Raw genomic sequence first — 22,352 nt, forward strand, 5'->3', positions numbered from 1 at the left:
CGCAGATGGTACTGCAGTTATGTGGGAGAGTATGTCGTCGCCTTTCTTTTGAAAACCCTTCATCAAACGATGAGGGGTTTTTTGTTTTTATACCCTTTAGGATAATTATCCAATCCAATAGGGATGGTTTTGGGATCAAAATGTATCTAAATCGCGTTAGGGATGGAAGCGGCATACTTTTGTGCAGACCTGGGATGCCTTTTAAACCAAGAATTCCCCGAACAAAAGACACAGCCAGATAGCCCGACCCAAAGGGAAACGCCAAAATGATTGTTTTTATCCCTTATCCTAATAATCTTAAGTAATAAATAAAGGGCTATAAGTTAGCAAGAATTTGAAAATACTTAACAACTAAATTAAAGTTTTAAAGTGATTACAGATTGAGAAAATAACTATTATATTTGAATCAATTTCTCACATTTAAAGTATAAAAAAGCTGCTCAAATGAGCAGCTTTTTTATACTTTAACTAATAATATACATTCTCTTAATTCTGGTTTACCTATAATGAAATTTAATAACCATTCCTGTAATAGCTCCATTTCGTATGGTAACAATGTTTTTATTGCTTTTTCTAATTCTTTGCAGAAAAGTATAGGATCAAAACTAACTCTTTCAAGTATTGATTTCGTGTAATCAAACATCATTTTTGACATAATAAAATAAGATTTTGGGGTTATCTATTTTTTTAAACTTGGCGTAAAAATAAACAAATATGGTGTATAAATATACTTTTTAACTTAGTTTTTTAAAAATAAAACTGGCGAATACGTTTTCTTGATATGTATAAATCAATAGGAATTCTTCAAATTTAAATATTTTTAGTTGCTCGAAACATTTCTCGTTTACCAGGCGGGCCAGATAATTTTTCGACAGTAAAACCTACTGAAATCATGCTTCTTTTAACAACCCCTCGGGCCGCATAGGTTACTAATACTCCATTTGGTTTTAAACTATTGTACATTTTCTGAAAAATTTCAGTACTCCATAACTCTGGTTGCACTCTGTATCCGAAAGCATCAAAATAAATGAGATCAAAACTTTCCTGATCGTCTATTTCATTAAAAAATTGTTTTCTTTTAGTTAAGCTAAAATCAGAAGTTATTTCAATTTTGTGATTCCAATTACATTCATGCATTAGTACAAATACATTTGTAAAATCAACAGCTTTAAGTTCTTGGACATAATTCATTTCTAAAAGCTCATTAGTACCGATAGGGTATGCTTCAACGCCTATATAATTAATCTTTTGCTTTTTTTTATTTCCTTCGAGAAAAGTAATAAAAGCATTTAAACCTGTTCCGAATCCAATTTCTAAAATACTTATTGATTTATTTTCAAATAGGGTAAGGCCATTTTTAATGAATACATGTTTCGCTTCCTGTATTGCACCGTGTTTTGAATGGTAAGACTCATTCCAATCCTCTAAATGAATTGTTGTTGAGCCATCAAGTGTTTTTATTATTTGTCTTTTCACTATTTTAAATTAAGTTCTTGAATTATTTTTTTTCAGGATTTGTATGTCAAATTTAATTAAAACAAATATGTAAAGCCTTAAAAAATCATGGTTTTTTCACAAATTCCCTATAAAACAGAGCTGTTTTTTAAAGTTTATTGTAAAATAAATAAATCGCAGTTAAACTAGCTAATTAATGGTTTTTTAGCAAGTAAATTATATATTTTTATTTAATTTTACATTCAATAAAACTTTTATTAGAATATTCATTACTACATTCTAATTGAAATTAAAAAATTACAAAACTATATTATTATGAGTACAACTCAGACAAGCAAGATTGAAATCAGAAAAGCCACTTCATCTAAAATAAATGGAGTTGACTTTGAAAACTTAAGCTTTGGAGCTGTTTTTACAGACCATTTATTTGAATGCGATTTTAAAAATGGAGAATGGCAAAATCCGGTTATTAAGCCGTATGCTCCAATTTTAATGGACCCTTCATCAAAAGTCTTTCATTATGGTCAGGCTATTTTTGAAGGTATGAAAGCTTATAAAGATGAAAATAATGATGTCTGGTTGTTTCGTCCTGATGAAAACTACAAACGTTTTAATAGCTCAGCAGTGCGTATGGCTATGCCTGAAGTCCCGGAAGCAATTTTCATGGATGGTCTGAATGAATTATTAAAAGTTGATCATGAATGGATTCAGAAAGGTAACGGAAGTAGTATGTATATTCGACCATTTATGATTGCGACAGGTGCTGGTGTCGTAGCAAATCCTTCTGATGAATATAAATTTATGATTTTACTATCTCCCGCACAGTCTTACTATGCAGGTGAAGTAAAAGTTATTATTGCTGAGCATTACAGCAGAGCTGCAAATGGAGGTATCGGTGCAGCAAAAGCGGCTGGAAATTATGCAGCGCAGTTTTATCCCACTAATCTCGCAAATAAAGAAGGTTTTCAACAAATCATTTGGACTGATGATGCCACACACACAAAACTTGAAGAAGCAGGAACAATGAATGTGTTTTTTAGAATAAATGATACTTTATTGACAGCTCCAGTAAGTGAAAGGATTTTGGACGGTATCACCCGAAAAAGTTTGATTGAAATGGCAGAGAAAGAAGGACTTAATGTTGAAGTTCGCCCGGTTGTTGTTTCAGAATTAGTTGAAGCAGCTAAAAATGGATCACTAAAAGAAATTTTTGGTGCTGGAACTGCTGCAGTTATTAGTGTTATTAAAGGTTTCTCTTATCAGGATGTATACTATGAAATGACTCCAATTGAAAATACTTATGCATCACTTTTAAAAGAAAAGCTAACTAATCTTCAAAATAAACTTTCTGAAGATATTTTTGGCTGGACTGTAAAAGTTCAATAACTAAGAGTTAATTAAAAAGCAACCCGACAGATTTTATATAAGTTTGTCGGGTTTATATTTTACAGTAATTTTGAAAAATCCGGTTTAAAATAATTTGGACCTTTAAGTACTTTTCCGTCTTCTCTGTAAATAGGCTGTCCGCCATCTCCTAATTTACTCATGTTGCTGCGTTGAATCTCATCAAAAACTGCTTCAATTTTATTTTGTAGTCCATGTTCAATAATAGTTCCGCATAGGATATACATCATATCTCCGAGGGCATCAGCAATTTCAACTAAATCATTGTTTTGCACTGCTTCAAGGTATTCTTCATTTTCTTCTTTCATTAAATTATACCGAAGCAATTTTTTAGCATTTCCTAAATCTGTGACTGGTGATTCACTATATCCTATTTTAAATGCAGTATGAAATTCAATTACTGAATCAAGTTGTTTTTTCATAATTATTATTTAATTAAATGAACTGCAAATTAGCAACTATTCATATACAATTCTCTAAATTTGCCTAAAATAATTTTTATTTATGTTTAGTCAAGGTCAGCTTCTGTTTGCAATCTGTTTTTTAATCGCTTTTGTAATTGTAATGATATTTGCATATCGAAAAGATTTAGCAATGCATAAGATATTTTATAAAGGTAATTATAAAGTGTTGATAGGTTTTTTTGTTTTTATCATTGTGTTGTTTTTGATTAAAATCTTTTTAAAAAGATAATCTCAAAATTTATTTCTATATTTAAAATATAAAGGAAACATTCTCCATTAATTTAGAAGTAACAGAAATTTAGTTTAAAGATAAATGTTATTTTATGCTTCATATTTAAAGTAGCGATAAAATTAATAACTTTACAAAACCCAAAATCTTCATCAAATGAAAATCTTAAAATATTTATTTCTCTTATTATTATTAAGCTTTGTTGCGCTTACTGTTTTTATAGCTACCCAAAAAGGAGATTTTTCGGTAGAAAGAAGCAAGGTTATTAATTCGCCAAGATCAACAGTATATAATTACGTAAATGATTTTAGAAATTCTGAAGATTTTGAATCCTGGGTCATTCAGGATCCTACAATAAAAATCAAGTTTTCAAATATAACCATTGGAAATGGTTCTTCATTTTCATGGGAAGGAAACGAAGGTATTGGAAATACCATTACAATGAAAACCACAGAAGGTGAAAGAATTCATCAGAAAATGAACTTTGATGGGACCGAAGCAGATGTCTACTGGACTTTTAAAGATACTTTAGCTGATAAAACAAAAGTTACCTGGAAAGCAAAAGGTACAATGAGTTTTTTATTTAAAATTTACACGGCTCTAAATGGAGGATCTGATAATATCATTGGAACAGTTTCTGAAAAAAGTCTTGCAAACATAGATAAAAATTTAAATTATGAAACCAGGACGTATGATATTAAGGTAAATGGTATCGTAAAAAAGACCGAAACTTATTATATTAAACAAACATTTACAAGTGAGATTCAAAAAGTAAATAAAAATGCTAAAGTTGTAATTCCGAAACTGTTAGAATTTAGTAAAAAGAACAATTTGTACTCTAGTGGCAAACCTTTTATTATTTACCATACTTATAATGCAACTACCCAACTCGCAAAAATTTCCATTTGCCTGCCTATTAATAAAGAAATTTTTATAAGTGCCGGAAGTGATATTTTATCAGGAAGGTTAAATACTTTTGAAGCTGTGAAAACTACTTTAAGAGGCGATTATTCATATACAGAAAAAGCAATCGCAAAAACTAATACTTTTATAAGTAGTAAAAAAATTATTCCTGATTTGACATGGTCACATCTTGAAATTTTAACGGCAAGTAAACTAGATGTTAAAAGCCCTTCGAAGTTAATTACTGAAATTTATTTTCCTGTAAAACCAAAAGTTATTCCTGTAGAGCCACGACAAATTTCTGTTTATAAACCTCAGTCTGAAACCCAGGCTAAAAAGCCTGTAACCACTCCAACAAATACAACACAGGAAAATGAGCAATCTGAATTCTAAAACAAATATGCCGGTACTTTAAACCTTTTAGTTTAAGTTCATTCTAAAAAACATAAATTGCAAAGCTTGACAAACGAGAAGGAATTTATAGCACAATTATTAGATCCTAAAACGCAAAACATAGCGTTTCAGAAACTCTTGTCAGATTATCAGAAACCATTATATTCTCATGTTCGAAATATTGTTTTGAATCATGATGATGCCGATGATGTTTTACAAAATACTTTTGTAAAAGTTTTTCAATATTTAAAAAATTTTAAGGGAGAAAGTAAGCTTTTTTCGTGGATGTACCGTATTGCTACTAATGAAGCACTCACATTTTTAAATCAAAAAGCAAAATTAAGCGGATTGACATCGGAAGCTTTGCAGAATAAAACAATTGATAATTTAAAAGCAGATACTTATTTTGATGGCGATGAAATACAATTAAAACTTCAAAAAGCTATTGTAACATTACCGGAAAAACAGCAATTGGTTTTTAAAATGAAGTATTTACAAGAGTTAAAATACGAAGAGATTGGAGAAATTTTAGGAACTTCTGTTGGTGCTTTAAAGGCATCTTATCATCATGCTGTAAAAAAAATTGAATTATATGTTACTACAAATTAAACCTTTTGGTATAAAATATATCTTATACATATGAAAACATTTAAACTAGAAAATAAACCGAAAATTGAAACCGGATTTAAAACTCCGGAAGATTACTTTGATAGTTTTTCGGCAAAAGTTTTACAACGAATCGATAAAAAGGAAGTTAAAATAATTCAATTTTACAAACGAAAAATAAGTATTGCATTACTAGTTGCAGCTATACTTATTATTGGACTAATGATTCCTATAGTAAATATGTATAATAGTACGCCAAATGAACTTGATGAGGATACCTTGGAAACATATTTATCTTACGAATCTAATTTGAATCAATACGATTTAATTCGTGAATTAGATGCTAAAGATATAGAAGCAATCAATAAAAATGTTGCACTTGAACAGGAAACTCTTGAAGATATTTTATCTTCAAACCCTAATATTGAAAATTTAATTTCAGAATAATGTTAAAATCAACAAAGATGAAAATCAAAAATATATTTCCGCTACTTTTACTTTTTGTTAGTTTTTCATTTTATCCCCAAAATGATGAAAAACGTGAAAAAATAAAGGCCTATAAAGTTTCATTTTTAACAACAGAACTTGAGCTTACTTCTTCCGAAGCCCAAAAATTCTGGCCTGTTTACAATGCGTATGACGATAAACAATTTGAATTACGCCATGAAAAAATGAAAACATATTTACGCAGATTAGACGATGACAATGTCAACTCAATTTCTGAAAAAGAAGCTGCAATATTGTTGTCGCAAATAGAAAGTACTGATAAGGAATTGTATCTTTTACGTCAAAAGTATATGGTGAATTTAAAAAAGATCCTTTCTGCAAAAAAAATATTAAAGCTTAAAAAATCTGAAGATGATTTTAATAGAAAATTATTAAAACAATACCGTGATAAGGCAGCGGTTAAAAATTAATAATTAAGCACAACAGCGATAAGAACCCTATAATAATACTTACTTTATTATTTTAGGGTTCTTGTTATTTAAAGTTTATTTGTACAAGTTTATTGTGTCCTGCTGCAATTGCAGTATTTTTATTTATAAAACGTATTGTAAAAAATTTCGAATCAGGAGATAGCTGTATCCACGTTTTGCCCGCATCTTTAGAATGTTGTATACCAGTTGCTCCAACACAAACTAATTGTTTAGCATTACTTCCTGGGACATATTGTATACAGGATGCATATCCAAACCCTTGATTTTGACCTGTTAACTCCCATGTTTTACCACCATCAGTTGTAAATGCTTTATTATCTAAATTTTGTTGTGGAAGTTCATAATCGCCTCCAGCAATAAAACCATGTTTAGAATCGTAAAAATCAGCTGTAAAAATACCAGTCATTGCTTTTCCCTGAACAATAGGTGTTTCAAATGCTTTCCATGTTTTTCCTTTATCAGGAGAATGAAAAACACGAGCTTTTTTTCCACCAGAAACCACCCATGTATCGTTTCCTTTAATTATGATATTGGAGTTACTGGCAGCAAAAGCGGCTTCACCTTTAGCATTTGTAGGTAGTTTATCTGATAATAATTTAGTCCAGGTTTCTCCACCATCACGAGTTATTATTATCGAAAAAGTATCTTCTGTCGGATCTCCAATAGCAATTCCTTCTTTATCATTCCAAAATTGCATGCTATCATAAAATACCTTTTCATTAACTTCTTTATAAGCCAATTTTACTTTTTGAGTTTTTTTTGAAATCTGATAAAGTAATGCGGGATTACTAATACTTAATAAAAATATGTGTTTTGATGTCTGGGCAATACTTCTAAACTCTAATTTTAATGTATCACGATAAATATGCTCTTCAAATTTTTCTCTTTTGTCTAAATCATAATGACCAAAACGAGAATTATCTGCCCCATACCAAACTTTATTTTTATCAATTAAGATGGCTCGAATACTAATTTGATCCGTAAACAATGTGTCTATGATGAGAGATGTAAACCCCTCATCATATATTTTTTTGTCTTTATAACTAACTGTTTTAAAAGACATAAGGAGGACGAGAACGCTTAAAAACACAACTATTTTTTTCATATAATTAAAATTAGTTATAGCTAAAGTACAATTATTATAATATTCAAAACAAAAAAAATTTTTTTTTCTGGCACAGTAATTGGATACGACACAATATTAATCTTAATACGATTTGCCATGAAAACCAAATTATTTTTTATAGCCCTTTTGGCTTTAGGTTTTACTTCAACAGAAGCGCAAAGCCAAACTACAGTTTATGCAAAAAACTCTGATATTAGTGATAATTTAGATTTAAGAGCTGTTGCTTCTATTTTTGGAGAATCAGCTAATCTTCAGGATTTTGAAAGAAGACTGAATGATCCAAAATATCAAATTTCGAATCTTGATTTGAATGATGACGATCAGGTTGATTATTTACGAGTTATCGAATCAGTAGAAAAAAGAACACATGTTATTATTATTCAATCTGTTTTAGACCGTGATGTTTATCAGGATATTGCTACAATTGATGTTGAAAGAGATAATTATAATAAAGTCAGTGTTCAGGTTATTGGTAATTCTTATTTATATGGGGATAACTATATTTATGAGCCAGTTTATAATGTTGCTCCGGTAATTTATACATCATTTTGGGTAACTAATTACCGACCTTATTATTCAAGCTGGACATGGAATGTTTATCCTACTTATTATTATGCCTGGAGACCTTATCCTGTTTACAGATATAGAAACAATATTAATGTTTGTATAAATGTCAACAATCATTACAACTATGTAAACACAAGAAGAAGTTACAGAGCTCCTGTTTTATATGAATCAAGACGTACTTATGGTTACGAAACACGACGTCCAAATTATAGTTTTTCACAAAGACATTCAAATATCAATAATAGGTATGAATTAGATCAAAGACGCGTTGCAAGCAGAGAAACAAATAGAAATAACAATAACAGATCTACTTCCGGCAGAGTTTCAACTGATAAAAACTCAAACAGAAATTATGCTGAAAACAGAAACCAGGGCAGAAATTTCAATACTAATCGTACAACAAATAGAGAAAATTCTAATAAAATAAACAATCCTGTAAAAGTCGAAAATTCAGTAAGAACTGAATCGAGAGGCACTTATGAAAATAGAAACAGTTCTGAAAGAAATAACACAAATCGTGTTACTTCCAATAGAGATAATTCAGCCAAAGCAAATAATCCTGTAAAGGCTGAAAACTCTCAAAGATCTGAATCCAGAAACTATTCTAATGAAAGAAGAGAAAATTCTTCAAGAGGAAATTCTGAAAACAGAGCAAGTTCCGGCAGAACCGCTTCAACACAAAGAGCGGAAACATCAAGAAATTATTCTGAAAACAGATCAAGTGAAAACAGAGCTACTACTTCCAGACCACAAACACAAAGTTCTGAATCTCCAAGAGTAAGCCAGGAATCCAGAAATAACAATAACAGCCAGCCACAAAGAGAAAGTGGTTCTAACTCACGAGGAAACGGCGGAGGAAGAAGAGGTTAAACTTTTAATCATTAAATCTAAAAAGCACAATTTAACGATTGTGCTTTTTTTTATCTTTATTACTTATAATTGGTGCTAATTTGTTTTAAAACAGTAAATTTGCAACCGTCTTTTATAAAATATACATGAGCACATCGCATAAAAACTTACACAGTAAGTTGTCTATAGGAGGTTTATTGATTACACTGGGAATTATTTATGGAGATATTGGTACTTCTCCATTATATGTAATGAAAGCCATTCTTGGCAAAGATATAATTGACGCAGATATTGTTTTAGGTGGTATTTCGTGTGTGTTTTGGACATTAACCCTGCAAACTACTATAAAATATGTACTTATAACATTAAGTGCCGATAATCACGGTGAAGGAGGAATTTTTGCATTGTATGCCCTAGTTAAAAAAACAAAAATTCAATGGCTAATTGTACCTGCTATTATTGGGGGAAGTGCCTTATTAGCAGACGGTATTATTACTCCGCCAATTTCGGTTTCATCGGCTGTAGAAGGAATAAAAACATATTATCCTGAAATAAATACAATTCCTATTGTTATTGGAATTTTGTTTGTTCTTTTTACCATACAGCAATTTGGAACAAAACTTGTTGGTAAGTTTTTCGCCCCAATGATGCTTATTTGGTTTACTATGCTGGGGACTTTAGGTGTAATTCAGATTACACAGCATCCAGAAGTTATAAAAGCCATAAATCCTTATTATGCATACCATTTATTACAGATACATCCTGAAGGATTTTTTGTTCTCGGATTGGTGTTTTTATGTACTACAGGAGCTGAAGCATTGTACTCGGATATGGGACACTGTGGAAGAAAAAATATTAGAATTAGCTGGATTTTTGTAAAATTAACTTTAGTTTTAAATTATTTTGGTCAGGCAGCTTTTTTAACCCATCATGAAGGTCAGACTTTACAGGGATTAGGTGGTGAAAATGGGAACCCCTTTTATTTGATTATGCCAGACTGGTTTCAGCCAGTTGGGATTGTTATTGCAACTTTAGCAGCTGTAATTGCCTCTCAGGCCTTAATCAGCGGATCATTTACTTTAATAAATGAAGCCATGCGATTAAACTTCTGGCCTAAAGTAAAAATTAAATATCCTACAGAAGTAAAAGGACAACTTTATATTCCATCTATTAACTGGTTATTGTTTTTTGGCTGTGTTGGAATCGTTTTGCATTTTGAAGAATCAAGTAATATGGAGCACGCTTATGGTCTGGCTATTGTATTATGCATGATCATGACCACTATTTTACTTAATTATTATTTAATTATGAAGAGGGTAAAATTATATTTTATGGTTCCTCTTATTACGATTTATTTATTGATAGAATTTAGTTTCCTAATTGCTAATGTTACCAAATTTGCAGATGGCGGATATGTAACCTTAATTATTGCGGCCCTATTAATTTCAGTAATGACGATATGGTATCTGGCTAAGAAGATTAATAAAAGCTATACTAAAATTATCAAAATTGATGATTATAAGAAAGTATTAATGGAATTGAGTGAGGATTTATCTATTCCAAAATATGCAACTCATTTAGTTTATATGACTAACGCAAATCGTGTTGATGAATTGGAACAAAAAGTTATGTATTCTATTTTGCAAAAACGTCCAAAAAGAGCTGATATTTATTGGTTTGTTCATGTAAATATTTTAACTGAGCCATATAAAACACAATATAAGGTAACTGAGATTGCAAAAGATGATATTTACAGAATTGATTTTAACTTAGGATTCAGAGAACCTACTAAAATCAATTTGATGTTCAGGGAAGTTATCCGCGACATGGTAAAAAGAGGAGAAGTTGATATTACAAGCCGTTATGAATCATTAAATAAAAACAATATTATTGGTGATTTTAAGTTTGTTTTATCTGAAAAATTCCTTTCAAATGACAGTGATTTAAAATGGCATGAAAACATTATTATGAACTCTTATTTTTTCATTAAAAAATTAAGTTTATCGGAAGAAAGAGCGTTTGGTTTAGACAGCAGTTCTGTAAAAATAGAGAAATTTCCAATGGTGCTTCATGCTCCTGAAAACATTGGATTGACCCGAATTATAAAATAAACGTACTTCAAAACACTTTTAAAAAACACTCTTTTATTCTTATTAGAGTGTTTTTTTCTTATTGATTGAAAGTCAAAATTAAAAATTTAACTTTCAATCAATAAATACTACCTTTGCAATTCAAATATTTAAAATGAGATTACACAGAAATTTAGTTTATACTACCATTGATTCTTTGAACGCAATTTTCAATGAAGGGGAATATGCCGATAAAGTGGTAGCAAGAGCATTAAAAAAAGACAAACGTTGGGGGAGCTCTGACAGGAAGTTTGTTGCTGAAACCATATACGAAATTGTTCGTTGGAAAAGATTATATTCAGAAATTGCGGAAGTAAAAGAACCTTTTGACAGAGAGAATTTATGGAGAATGTTCGCTGTTTGGGCAGTATTGAGAGGATATCCAATTCCCGATTGGAAACAATTGGAAGGAACGCCCGAAAGAAAAATAAAAGGTCGTTTTGATGAACTTTCAAAAATTAGGGCATTAAAAGAATCTATTCCGGACTGGATGGACGAATTAGGAGTGAAAGAATTGGGAGAAAAAGTCTGGGCTACAGAAATTGCCGCTCAAAACCAGCCTGCTAAAGTGATTTTAAGAACCAATACGCTTAAAGGAACTAAAGAAAGTCTGAGAAACACGTTGATGGATTTAAATATCGAAACAGAATATTTAAAAGATCAGCCTGAAGCTTTAGTTTTGAAAGAAAGAGCCAATGTGTTTTTAACAGATGCTTTTAAACAAGGACTTTTTGAGGTTCAGGATGCTAATTCACAATTAGTGGCAGGTTTTCTTGATGTAAAACCAGGAATGCGTGTCGTTGATACTTGTGCAGGTGCTGGTGGGAAAACATTACATATTGCTTCCTTAATGGAAAACAAAGGACAATTGATTGCAATGGATTTGTACGAAAGCAAATTGAAACAGTTAAAATTAAGAGCTAAAAGAAATGGTGCTTTTAATATTGAATATCGCATAATTGACACTACAAAAGTGATCAAAAAATTACATGAAAAAGCAGACAGAGTTTTAATTGATGCTCCATGTAGTGGTTTAGGAGTTTTAAAAAGAAATCCTGATGCGAAGTGGAAATTACAACCTGAATTTATTGATAACATTAAAAAAGTACAGGCAGAAGTATTAGAAAGCTATTCTAAAATTGTAAAACCGGGAGGTAAATTAGTCTATGCTACTTGTTCCGTTTTACCATCAGAGAATCAGGAGCAGGTAGAGAAATTCCTAAAAACTGAAATCGGAAAACAATTTACATTTATAAAAGATCGTAAAATTTTGGCTTCGGAATCTGGTTTTGACGGATTTTATATGGCATTACTGGAACGCAAGAATGCCGTAATAGTTGAATAAATTCAATTTCATAAAAAAAACATACCCTTTGCAATTTATTTCTAAAGGGTATATTTTTAACTATGCTTTTCCAAAATATGGATAATTTATCCCAAGCTTAGTTTACGTAATAGTTTTCCATTTTCATTTTCCTTAAATTTTGGAACAAAAACTATTTCTTTTGGTTTTTCATACTTATCCAAAACATCAAAAAAATCAGCTGAAAAATGTTGTTTTTCACCTTCAATAACCAAAATTAATTTTTCCCCTAAAAGAGAATCGGGAATCCCGGTTACAAAAAATCTGGAGTTGATTTTTCCAATCAATTTTGCTTCAATTTGTTCTGGAATTAATTTTACACCGCCACTATTAATCACATTATCAATTCTTCCTAAAAAAGTAAATTGATTTTCTGTTATTAATTCAATCAAATCATTGGTAATAATGGGCTCTTCAGAGATTACGGGAATGTCAATTACTAAACATCCTCGATTATCCTTAATTATTTTTACATTAGGAAGCACAGTAAAAAATTTTTCACCGACTTTTCTGGCTGCAATATGAGTAATCGTTTCGGTCATGCCGTAAGTTTCATAAACATCTGTTTTTAAAGGCAAAAGTTTTTTTTCTAATTCAGCATCCATTTTAGCTCCCCCAACAATAAGTTTTTTAACTTTTTCTAAAGTTTTAATCGAATTTTGAACTTGCAAAGGTACCATCGCTGCAAAATCATACACAATCTTATTTGAGGCTAAAGGCATTGTACATGGTTCTACAATATCTAAGTCCAGACCTAAAATTAAACTTCTTACCAGCATCATTTTCCCGGCAATAAACTTAACAGGTAAGCAAAGTAACGCTTTGTCTCCTGATTTTAAATCGAAGAATTTCCCGGTAGCTAATGCAGATTGAATCATGGCCAGTTTCTGCAATCTAATTAATTTAGGAAGGCCTGTAGTTCCGGATGTTTTCATCTCGATGTATTCTTTTTCATCGAACCAGTCTAATAAAAAATCTCCAATTGCCTGCTCGTTAGGATTACCTTCCTTGATAAGGCTGCAGGCTATCACAGTGAGTTCATCTCCATTTAGATGATGACCATTTACTTTAAAATAATTATGTACCTTTTCATGAGTTAATTGAATCATAATGCAATTAGTTTATTTTTTCTGTAACTGTTATGTCACCTGTCAGTTTTTCTTTCCAATTTTTCCAGTTATACTTTTTGCTAAAAATAAAAAGCAAGACGGGATAAATAATGACTACCGGCAAAATAATATCAAAACTTGCAGATGGTTCCGATAAATCCTTAAAAACAGAATGTGTTTGAAATGCTGACCAATCTGATGTTATCAATAAAGCTCCAATAAGGTTATTTGCGGCATGAAACCCCAATGCTAATTCCATTCCATCGTCCATTAGGGTAATAATTCCCAAAAACAAGCCAGTTCCAATATAATATACCATGATGATATAACCCATTTTCTCCACTTCAGGATTTAAAATGTGCATTAATCCGAATATCATAGAAGTCATAATTAGTGGAAACCATTTATTTCGAGCCAGATTAGCAAACCCCTGCATCAGATAGCCTCTAAAAACATACTCTTCGGTGCTGGTTTGAATTGGAATCAAAACGGTTCCAATTAGAAATAGTAGTAAAAAAGGAATAGGTTTAAAATTATACAAAAAGGTATCTGGAGACTGAAAATAAATAACCAGAACACTTATAATTGAAAACAAAGACCATAGAACAAAAGAAAATAGAATTCGATTCCAGTCTACTTTTCTTCTGGAAGTAGTAATGGACAAAAGGGTTTGTTTGTGTATGTATTTTATAACAAAATAAATACCTGCAAAAGCAAAAATAAATGAAATCATTACCAAAAGCAAAGTTATATTGGGCTCATACATTTTCATTAAAGCTGTGTTATTTGTTGGAAAAGCCTGTTTTCCCTGCAAGCTTTTGTAAAGTACTGCTAATGTAAATGGAATTTGACCAACGAATGAAGCCGTGATAATAAAAACAGAGCCTAAGAGATATTTCCAAAATTGATTTTCCGGCTTGATTCCTTGTTCTAAAAACATATTATTTAAATTTAAAATTGAAGTCTAATGTAAGATTGAAATCTTATTTTTGGGAAAGCTAAATTACTTTTTTTAGTTTAAATATCTTTTACATAATATGATTCAAATTTATCACAATCCACGATGTGGAAAATCAAGAAATTGCCTGATTCTTTTAAAGGAGTCTAATCAGGATTACAAAATTATTCATTATCTCACTAATACACCTAATTTTGATGAGCTAAAAGAATTGATTGAAAAACTAGACATAAAACCAATTGAATTGGTAAGAGTTAAGGAAGAAATTTGGATTAAAAACTATAAAAATAAAACCCTGACCGATTCTGAAGTGATCCAGTCAATGATAGATAATCCAATTTTAATTGAAAGACCCATTGTGATAAAAAATAGGAAAGCGATTATTGGGCGAGATTTAGAAAAGGTAACTGTCTTCTTAAAATAATTAAAAGTGTGTAATTAACATTTATTTATGATTTTTCATTTTAAACCAACAACTAAATTTGCGGTCTAAAAGAAAAACAAAACCTAAACAATGAAAAAAATTAAATTTACGGTTATGCTTATATTGCTTTTTTCAGCTATGTATGCACAACAGCCACCAAACCAAAACAAAGTAAAAATTACAGGAAAAGTTTTAGAAAAAATCACAAAGCAGCCATTGGAGTATGCTACTATTTCTATTATGAATCCTAATGAAACAAAAGTTATCACTGGAGGGATTACCAACCCGAAAGGAGAATTTGAAGTAGCTGTTCCTCCGGGAATTTATGATATTAAGATTGAGTTTATCTCTTTTAAGTCCACTGAAATCAAACAAAAAAATATTTCAGCCGACACCAATTTAGGAGTTGTAAACTTATCAGAAGATGCAGCTCAGCTGAACGAAGTTGTGGTGCGTGCAGAAAAGTCAACAGTAGAGATTAAATTAGATAAAAAAGTCTACAATGTAGGTCAGGATATGATTGTAAAAGGAGGAACTGTTAGTGATGTTTTAGAAAACGTTCCTTCAGTTTCTGTAGATGTTGAAGGAAATGTAAGCTTACGCGGAAATGAAAACGTACGTATTTTTATTGACGGGCGCCCTTCAAATGCGCTGAACATGGCAGAAGCTTTACGTCAAATCCCTGCAGATGCGATTGACAAGGTAGAAGTCATCACAAATCCATCAGCTCGTTATGATGCTGAAGGTGGAGCAGGAATCCTGAATATTGTCTTAAAAAAAGGAAGAAACTTAGGTTTTAACGGAAGTTTTATTGTATCAACAGGAATTCCGGAGACGTATGGTGCAAGTGCCAATTTAAATTTTAAAACCGAAAAAATAAATTTTTTCACTACAACAGGATATGATTACAGAACTAGTGAGGGAAGAGGTTTTACCAATTCAACTAACTTTAACAGCGCAAGGGATATAACAAGTTACACAGATGAAACCAGAGATACTGATCGTCTGAGAAAAGGGATATCTACCAAAACAGGTTTTGAATGGACAGTGGGTGAGAATGCTTACTGGACAAATGCTATCAGCTACAGAGATAACAGCGGTTCAAGTAATGATTTTGTAAATTATGATTCGTTTGATGCTAATCGTAATTTTAGTTCTACCCGCTATCGATTAAGTAATGGAAATGATAATGGAAAAGATTTTGAGTATTCGTCTAATTTTCTAAAAAATTTCGACGACAAAGGACATAAATTAACTTTGGATTTTTCTTATTCTAATGATAAAGATTCAGATAATTCTCTTATTACCGACGAAACAATAGGAAGCGGTATTCCAGCCAGGTTTGATACCACTTTTAATAACCAAAAGCAAAATCAGGTACAATTGCAGGCAGATTACGTACTTCCATTAAAAAATGGCAGCCAGTTTGAAGCCGGTTACAAAGGTAACTTTAACAATATGGATAATGAATATAGTGTTAGAACAGATGATGATGGAAATGCTATTAGTGGTTATCTTTCTAATACATTAGAATATAATGAGCGTATCAATGCCTTTTATACACAATATGGTTTTAAAGTAAATAAGTTTTCGTACCTATTTGGTTTACGTTGGGAAGATACTGTAATTGATGTCAATCTTTTAGATACACAAAATTATAATACTAAAAAATACAACAACTTTTTTCCTAGTGCATTTTTAAATTACGAAATTACAGACGAGAGCAGTATTTCTTTAAGTTATAGCAAACGCTTATCCAGACCAAGAGGACGTTTCCTGAATCCGGCAACGAACTTTTCTAGTAACATTAACTTATTCAGAGGTAATCCGGACTTAGATCCTTCATTTACTGATAAATTTGATTTAGGGTATTTGAAACGTTGGGATAAAGTAACTTTTAGTACTTCGATGTATTTTGAAAATACCAAAGATGTATTTTCATTTGTTCGTACCGAAACGGGAGAATATGTAATAACAAAAATTCCTAATCCAGATTATGATCCAAATGATCCGGATAATTCAAATGAATTTATTGAAACACAGAACCCTATAATCTTAAGCAGCCCAATAAATTTAGCCAAAGAGCAACAATTTGGTTTCGAATTTACTTTAAATTATACTCCTTTTAAAATATGGAAAATCAACAGTAGTTTTAATCTGTCAGATACCAAAACAACAGGAAATTATACCTATACGAACACACAGGGAGATGAGATTACAACCAATTTAGACAATGAAACTTTCTCTTGGTTCTCAAGGGTAAACTCTCGTGTGACACTTCCTTATAAAATTGAATGGCAATTATCCGGAATGTATTTCGGACCAAGAAATACGGCCCAGGGTAAAAGTTTAGGAAATTACGTAGTCAATACAGCTTTCAGCAAGGATATTTTAAAAGAGAAAGGAACGCTTGCATTGAATGTTAGTGATATTTTCAATTCCAGAAAAATGAAAAATGAAACTAATCTTGCAAGTGTAAATTCATATGGTGAATCGCAATGGAGAAGAAGACAAATCAATCTGTCCTTCACTTACAGATTAAACATGAAGAAAACAGACAGGGATAAAAATGCACCAAAAAATGGTGGTGGAGAAGAAGGTGGAGAATTCCCAGGATAATAATTATAATAAGCATAAAAAAAAGGACTCGTAAACGGTCCTTTTTTTATGAAATCAATTTAAAATTAAATCGATTGTTGTTCTTGTTTTTTCTTTGCTCTTTTCTCTTTGATCATTTCCCAGCTGGCACCCGTAACCCAATAAGATACGAAACCTACTAAGAAAAACATCAACCAAAACCCTATAGTTAGTATGGTCAAGAAAAGTAAAAAACCTAAGTACTGTGAAAATTCAAACATGTTTTCCGGAATTTTTGAATGTAAGGACAAATGTAAGTTTTATATTTTTCGTTAGCAATAAAATCCAAATCAATTTTTATAAAATCACAATTATGCGTATATTTAAACTGATTTTAAATAAGAGCTTTTACCGTTATTTCTAAAGTGTTAAAGTAGAGGAATATGTATATTTTTCTGGAGCTGTTTCCCGCTATCCGTTACAATCTTTTTGTTTTTAAAGAAAAAAAAAAAGGATTTTCACTTCTATCGGGGCTAGGAATTCGGTATTTGTTGAAAATAATGATTAAAATTAAATTTTGAAATTCTAAGAATACATTAAAACAATTATATATCCAGACAATGAAATACAGAATAGAAAAAGACACGATGGGCGAAGTACAAGTCCCAGCCGATAAATATTGGGGAGCGCAAACGGAACGCTCCAGAAATAATTTCAAAATAGGGCCTTCAGCCTCAATGCCACAGGAAATCATCGAAGGATTTGCCTATCTGAAAAAAGCCGCAGCCTATGCCAATTGCGATCTTGGCGTTTTGCCTATCGAAAAACGTGATGCTATTGCAGCAGTCTGTGACGAAATTTTAGAGGGAAAGTTAGACGATCAGTTTCCACTTGTAATCTGGCAGACCGGTTCAGGTACGCAAAGTAACATGAACGTCAATGAAGTAATTGCAAACCGCGCTCAGGTACTTAAAGGTTTTGAAATTGGCGAAGGCGAACAATTTATAAAAGCAAATGATGATGTCAATAAATCGCAGTCATCCAACGACACTTTTCCAACCGGAATGCATATTGCAGCTTATAAAATGATTGTAGAAACCACAATTCTGGGAGTCGAAAAATTACACGCAACATTAGACGCAAAAGCGAAAGAATTCAAAGATGTTGTAAAAATTGGACGTACACATCTTATGGATGCCACGCCTCTTACGTTAGGTCAGGAAATTTCAGGATATGCCGCTCAATTAGCTTACGGTTTAAAAGCTATTAAAAATACGTTGCCGCATTTATCTGAAATCGCTTTAGGCGGAACTGCTGTTGGCACAGGTCTGAATACTCCAAAAGGATATGACGTAAAAGTCGCCGAATATATTGCACAATTCACCAATCATCCTTTTGTCACTGCCGAAAATAAGTTTGAAGCTCTTGCTGCTCATGATGCCATAGTTGAAACACACGGCGCTCTGAAACAATTGGCTGTTTCTTTAAACAAAATTGCTAATGATGTTAGAATGCTGGCTTCTGGACCACGATCGGGAATTGGTGAAATTCACATTCCGGAAAATGAGCCTGGTTCTTCTATCATGCCCGGAAAAGTAAATCCAACACAATGCGAAGCTTTAACTATGGTCTGTGCTCAGGTTATTGGGAATGATGTAGCAATTTCAATAGGAGGGATGCAGGGACATTATGAACTGAATGTTTTCAAACCTGTTATGGCTGCTAATTTCCTTCAATCGGCAAGATTATTAGGAGATGCCTGTGTTTCCTTCGATGAGCATTGCGCTCAGGGAATCGAGCCAAATTATAAACGTATCAAAGAATTGGTAGACAATTCATTAATGCTGGTAACGGCTTTAAACACAAAAATCGGATATTATAAAGCAGCTGAAATTGCCCAAACAGCCCATAAAAACGGAACAACTCTAAAAGACGAAGCCGTTCGCTTAGGTTATGTGACTTCGGACGATTTTGATGATTGGGTAAAACCTGAAGAAATGGTTTAAAGGAGTTATGAATTATGAGTTATAAGTAACGAAAAACGGTAGAAGACTTTTTAAGTTTTCTACCGTTTTTATTATTTCTTAAATTATAGTAAATTATGAATTCATAATTTATAACTCATAACTATTTTTCATCAACATAATTCTGCAGATAGCTAAATCTTTCTGTCAACTTTCCGTTTTCAGTTACTTTGGCACGTTGCAAAATCCCATCTTTATCTCCATTAAAGAAGGCAGGAATAACATGTTCCATAAATAATTCTCCAAAACCCTCGCTCGCATCTTTCGGAATTTCGCAAGGCAAATTGTCAACCGCCATGACTGCAACTGCTGCAGGATGAAAAACATCTACTTCCCTGTCTTCTAAAGGAAAATAACCATAAATAGGTTCAGCAATTGTTGAAGCTCGTAAAGTACAGGCAATAGGTCCATTCACATCACATGAAATATCCGCTACTACTTTTAATTTACAATCGCTTGCATTGAGCATTTCTCTGCTCAAAATTATCGGTGCCCCATTTGCATAAAAATGGCCTGCAAAATAAACATCACTTACTTTCGTGAATTTTTCAAAATCAGAAACATAAGCTTCAGGATGGTCAGTGAAATCTTTGAAGTCAAGAATTTGACCATCAATTCTTTTATTGTATTCTAAAACATCTAACTGTACATAAACAGCCTGAGCATAGGTTTTGGTTAAATAATTCTCAACAGTAATTTCTTTTACTTTAATTGCTTTTAAAATTTCTATCGCACCGCTTCCTACTTTTCCTGTTCCGGTAACCACAAATTTTATGGCAGGTAAAGTGATACGCTTTAAATGCATTATCAGTGCTTCTTTACCTTCTAAAGTTTCTGCTTTTGGCAGCTTAAATAATTCGAATTTTATTCCAAAAGCACGAATCCCATTGTAAACCCCAACCATTCCGGCATATCTTCCAAAACCAATTAATCTGCGGTTATCTTCGTCAACAATAGTTTCATGATCGTATAAATCTATATTTTTTTCTAATATGGCCTGAAGCAATTTTCTGTTATAAGGCTGTTTTTTTATAGTATGTGAAAAAAAGAAATAGGCTTTGTTTGGAATTAAATTTTCAACAGGTACTTCTTTTACTCCAAATAAAACATCGCAATCAGAAAGATCGTCAGAAACTGTAATGCCCATACTTTGATATTGGACATCAGAAAAAATTCGAATATCTGAACTTTCTACTGTTATTGTTGCTTCATTATAGAGTTGTTTGAGTTTTGTTAATTCATTTGGAGAAAAAACTACGCGTCTGTCTGGTGGATTTTTTCTTTCTTTTATAATTCCGAATTTCATGTATTGAATTTTGAGTTTAATATGTAACTTTTTCGCTTTAATTTGTTTTAAATATAACAAATTAAGTTAAATTTATGTTGTTTTTTTTATACGTGATTTTACGAAAAATCATTAGTAGCTGATGGACAATTGACTAAAAATGAAATATACTAATGATATGTTAAAAGCTAAATTAATGTTGATAAAATGGCAAATCAAAAGTATTGAATTCTATATATTTGTTTTTCAAGAATAATGGCAAATGAGATTCGTAAAAAAAGCAAATATACCACAAATACTTTTTCTAATATTAGTTTTAAGTTCATGTGGAAAAGATAAAACATCAAGTTCAGATAGAACTCCGGAAGTAAAAGACACATTGGGTAAAATGACCCCAATGGGACCTGAAAAAAAAATAACCCAGCCGTATATCAATTCTGTAAATGGCAGAATAAATCACTTCTATAATAAAAACTGGCCGAATAACAGCATGAACGGAAGTTTTTTGGTAGCAAAAAATGGTCAGATTATTTTCGAAAGATATAACGGTTATGCAAATAAAAATAAAAACACCAAAATTACTGCGGACACTCCTGTACAAATTGCTTCTGTAAGTAAAGTACTGACTGCAACTGCTGTTTTAAAATTGATTGATTTAGGCAAGATTGAACTGGATCAAAAAGTAAATACCATTTTAAAAACATTTCCATATGAAGAGTGTACTGTTCGTATGTTATTAAGCCATAGAAGCGGAATGCGAAGTTATGCTTATTTTACAGATCATGACAAATCGGTTTGGGACAGGCATAACCAGCTTACAAACAAGGATATTTTGGATATTCTGGCAACAAAAGATGTAGGTTTGGAATCTAGGGTTGGTACACGTTTTGGTTATTGCAATACCAATTATGCGATGCTGGCACTTATTATTGAAAAAATAACAGGCCTGACGTATAAAGAAGCAATGTCTCAAATGATTTTCAAACCTCTTGGAATGATGCATACTTATGTTTTTGATGATGATAAGGACAGAAAAAGCATTGTTCCTTCTTACAAAGGGAATGGTGCAGAAATTGGTTTCGATTATTTGGATAATGTTTATGGCGATAAAAATATCTTTTCAACAGTTCGTGATCTTTTAAAATTTGACAGAGCAAGAAATGCTCCTGGCTTTTTAAAACCGGCTTTATTAAAAGAAGTTTATACCGGACAGAGCAATGAACGAAAAGGCAGTAAAAATTATGGTCTAGGCATTCGAATGATTAATTGGGAAACTGGGCAAAATTTCTATTTTCACAATGGCTGGTGGCATGGAAATACTTCCTCCTACATAACGCTTCAAAAAGAAGAGGTAACGATTATAGCACTATCAAATAAGATGACCAGAAAAACCTATGCGGTTCGAAAACTGGCACCAATTTTCGGAGATTATCCTTTTAAATTTAAAGATGACGAATAATTAAATTTTAAGTAAAATTTATTATTAATCTTGCCTCAAATAGTATAAATTTGCAAACTCATTTTTGGGGTCGACTGGTTTTGACAGCAA

Annotated in this window: 20 protein-coding genes; 13 read left to right on the forward strand and 7 right to left on the reverse strand. The window is 31.7% G+C overall.

What is annotated here, in order from left to right; all coding sequences use genetic code 11:
• Nucleotides 1–457: 457 nt before the first annotated feature.
• Together ABI657_RS15040 and mnmD are read right to left on the reverse strand one after the other, a co-directional pair.
• Nucleotides 458–655, reverse strand: a complete 198-nt coding sequence (locus tag ABI657_RS15040) for a hypothetical protein (RefSeq protein WP_348098090.1) — start codon at nt 653–655, stop codon at nt 458–460.
• A 155-nt stretch (nt 656–810) separates the two neighbouring features.
• Nucleotides 811–1,476, reverse strand: coding sequence for a tRNA (5-methylaminomethyl-2-thiouridine)(34)-methyltransferase MnmD (mnmD, locus tag ABI657_RS15045; RefSeq protein WP_348098091.1), 666 nt, complete (start codon nt 1,474–1,476; stop codon nt 811–813).
• A gap of 294 nt (nt 1,477–1,770) precedes the next feature.
• Between mnmD and ABI657_RS15050 the strand changes: the two genes are divergently transcribed.
• Nucleotides 1,771–2,841, forward strand: a complete 1,071-nt coding sequence (locus ABI657_RS15050) for a branched-chain amino acid aminotransferase (RefSeq protein WP_348098092.1) — start codon at nt 1,771–1,773, stop codon at nt 2,839–2,841.
• Between the two features lie 59 nt (nt 2,842–2,900).
• On the opposite strand, the gene ABI657_RS15055 is transcribed toward ABI657_RS15050, so the two are convergent.
• The gene (locus ABI657_RS15055; protein ID WP_348098093.1) at nt 2,901–3,281 is read right to left on the reverse strand and encodes a nucleoside triphosphate pyrophosphohydrolase family protein; all 381 of its coding nucleotides are present in this window, start codon (nt 3,279–3,281) and stop codon (nt 2,901–2,903) included.
• 82 nt (nt 3,282–3,363) lie between these two features.
• On the opposite strand from ABI657_RS15055, the gene ABI657_RS15060 reads away from it, so the two are divergent.
• The 5 genes from ABI657_RS15060 to ABI657_RS15080 all read left to right on the forward strand — a co-directional run bounded on the left by ABI657_RS15060 (nt 3,364) and on the right by ABI657_RS15080 (nt 6,371).
• Complete coding sequence (locus ABI657_RS15060; protein WP_348098094.1) at nt 3,364–3,552, forward strand: hypothetical protein; 189 nt, start codon at nt 3,364–3,366, stop codon at nt 3,550–3,552.
• 156 nt (nt 3,553–3,708) lie between these two features.
• Entirely contained in the window at nt 3,709–4,848 is a 1,140-nt protein-coding gene (locus tag ABI657_RS15065; protein ID WP_348098095.1) for a transcriptional regulator, read from the forward strand.
• A gap of 66 nt (nt 4,849–4,914) precedes the next feature.
• Nucleotides 4,915–5,457: a sigma-70 family RNA polymerase sigma factor gene (locus ABI657_RS15070; RefSeq protein ID WP_348098096.1), complete on the forward strand. Its 543-nt coding sequence runs from the start codon at nt 4,915–4,917 to the stop codon at nt 5,455–5,457.
• A gap of 30 nt (nt 5,458–5,487) precedes the next feature.
• Nucleotides 5,488–5,901: a hypothetical protein gene (locus ABI657_RS15075; RefSeq protein WP_348098097.1), complete on the forward strand. Its 414-nt coding sequence runs from the start codon at nt 5,488–5,490 to the stop codon at nt 5,899–5,901.
• Nucleotides 5,902–5,918: 17 nt separating this feature from the next.
• Nucleotides 5,919–6,371, forward strand: coding sequence for a sensor of ECF-type sigma factor (locus ABI657_RS15080; RefSeq protein ID WP_348098098.1), 453 nt, complete (start codon nt 5,919–5,921; stop codon nt 6,369–6,371).
• A 64-nt stretch (nt 6,372–6,435) separates the two neighbouring features.
• On the opposite strand, the gene ABI657_RS15085 is transcribed toward ABI657_RS15080, so the two are convergent.
• Complete coding sequence (locus ABI657_RS15085) at nt 6,436–7,497, reverse strand: oxidoreductase (RefSeq protein ID WP_348098099.1); 1,062 nt, start codon at nt 7,495–7,497, stop codon at nt 6,436–6,438.
• 117 nt (nt 7,498–7,614) lie between these two features.
• Between ABI657_RS15085 and ABI657_RS15090 the strand changes: the two genes are divergently transcribed.
• From ABI657_RS15090 to ABI657_RS15100, 3 genes are all read left to right on the forward strand, one after another.
• A complete protein-coding gene (locus tag ABI657_RS15090; RefSeq protein WP_348098100.1) occupies nt 7,615–8,955 on the forward strand; it encodes a hypothetical protein in 1,341 nt (446 codons plus the stop codon).
• Nucleotides 8,956–9,080: 125 nt separating this feature from the next.
• Entirely contained in the window at nt 9,081–11,045 is a 1,965-nt protein-coding gene (locus ABI657_RS15095) for a KUP/HAK/KT family potassium transporter (protein WP_348098101.1), read from the forward strand.
• Nucleotides 11,046–11,178: 133 nt separating this feature from the next.
• Nucleotides 11,179–12,408, forward strand: a complete 1,230-nt coding sequence (locus ABI657_RS15100; protein ID WP_348098102.1) for a methyltransferase domain-containing protein — start codon at nt 11,179–11,181, stop codon at nt 12,406–12,408.
• A gap of 86 nt (nt 12,409–12,494) precedes the next feature.
• On the opposite strand, the gene ABI657_RS15105 is transcribed toward ABI657_RS15100, so the two are convergent.
• Complete coding sequence (locus ABI657_RS15105) at nt 12,495–13,535, reverse strand: AMP-binding protein (protein WP_348098103.1); 1,041 nt, start codon at nt 13,533–13,535, stop codon at nt 12,495–12,497.
• 7 nt (nt 13,536–13,542) lie between these two features.
• The gene (locus tag ABI657_RS15110; protein WP_348098104.1) at nt 13,543–14,475 is read right to left on the reverse strand and encodes a CPBP family intramembrane glutamic endopeptidase; all 933 of its coding nucleotides are present in this window, start codon (nt 14,473–14,475) and stop codon (nt 13,543–13,545) included.
• A gap of 97 nt (nt 14,476–14,572) precedes the next feature.
• Between ABI657_RS15110 and arsC the strand changes: the two genes are divergently transcribed.
• From arsC to fumC, 3 genes are all read left to right on the forward strand, one after another.
• Nucleotides 14,573–14,917: an arsenate reductase (glutaredoxin) gene (gene arsC / locus ABI657_RS15115; protein WP_348098105.1), complete on the forward strand. Its 345-nt coding sequence runs from the start codon at nt 14,573–14,575 to the stop codon at nt 14,915–14,917.
• A 90-nt stretch (nt 14,918–15,007) separates the two neighbouring features.
• Nucleotides 15,008–17,536 carry an outer membrane beta-barrel family protein gene (locus tag ABI657_RS15120; RefSeq protein ID WP_348098106.1) on the forward strand — a complete coding sequence of 843 codons (2,529 nt, stop codon included), beginning with the start codon at nt 15,008–15,010 and terminating at the stop codon, nt 17,534–17,536.
• A gap of 578 nt (nt 17,537–18,114) precedes the next feature.
• Nucleotides 18,115–19,500 (forward strand): class II fumarate hydratase, encoded by a 1,386-nt coding sequence (gene fumC / locus ABI657_RS15125; protein ID WP_348098107.1) that lies wholly within the window; start codon nt 18,115–18,117, stop codon nt 19,498–19,500.
• A gap of 121 nt (nt 19,501–19,621) precedes the next feature.
• Here the strand turns inward: fumC and ABI657_RS15130 are convergent, their stop codons facing one another.
• Nucleotides 19,622–20,824, reverse strand: coding sequence for an NAD(P)-dependent oxidoreductase (locus ABI657_RS15130; protein WP_348098108.1), 1,203 nt, complete (start codon nt 20,822–20,824; stop codon nt 19,622–19,624).
• Nucleotides 20,825–21,065: 241 nt separating this feature from the next.
• On the opposite strand from ABI657_RS15130, the gene ABI657_RS15135 reads away from it, so the two are divergent.
• A complete protein-coding gene (locus ABI657_RS15135; RefSeq protein ID WP_348098109.1) occupies nt 21,066–22,262 on the forward strand; it encodes a serine hydrolase domain-containing protein in 1,197 nt (398 codons plus the stop codon).
• Nucleotides 22,263–22,352 lie beyond the last annotated feature (90 nt).

This window comes from Flavobacterium sp. (genome assembly GCF_039930565.1).
In the GTDB taxonomy this organism is placed as follows: domain Bacteria; phylum Bacteroidota; class Bacteroidia; order Flavobacteriales; family Flavobacteriaceae; genus Flavobacterium.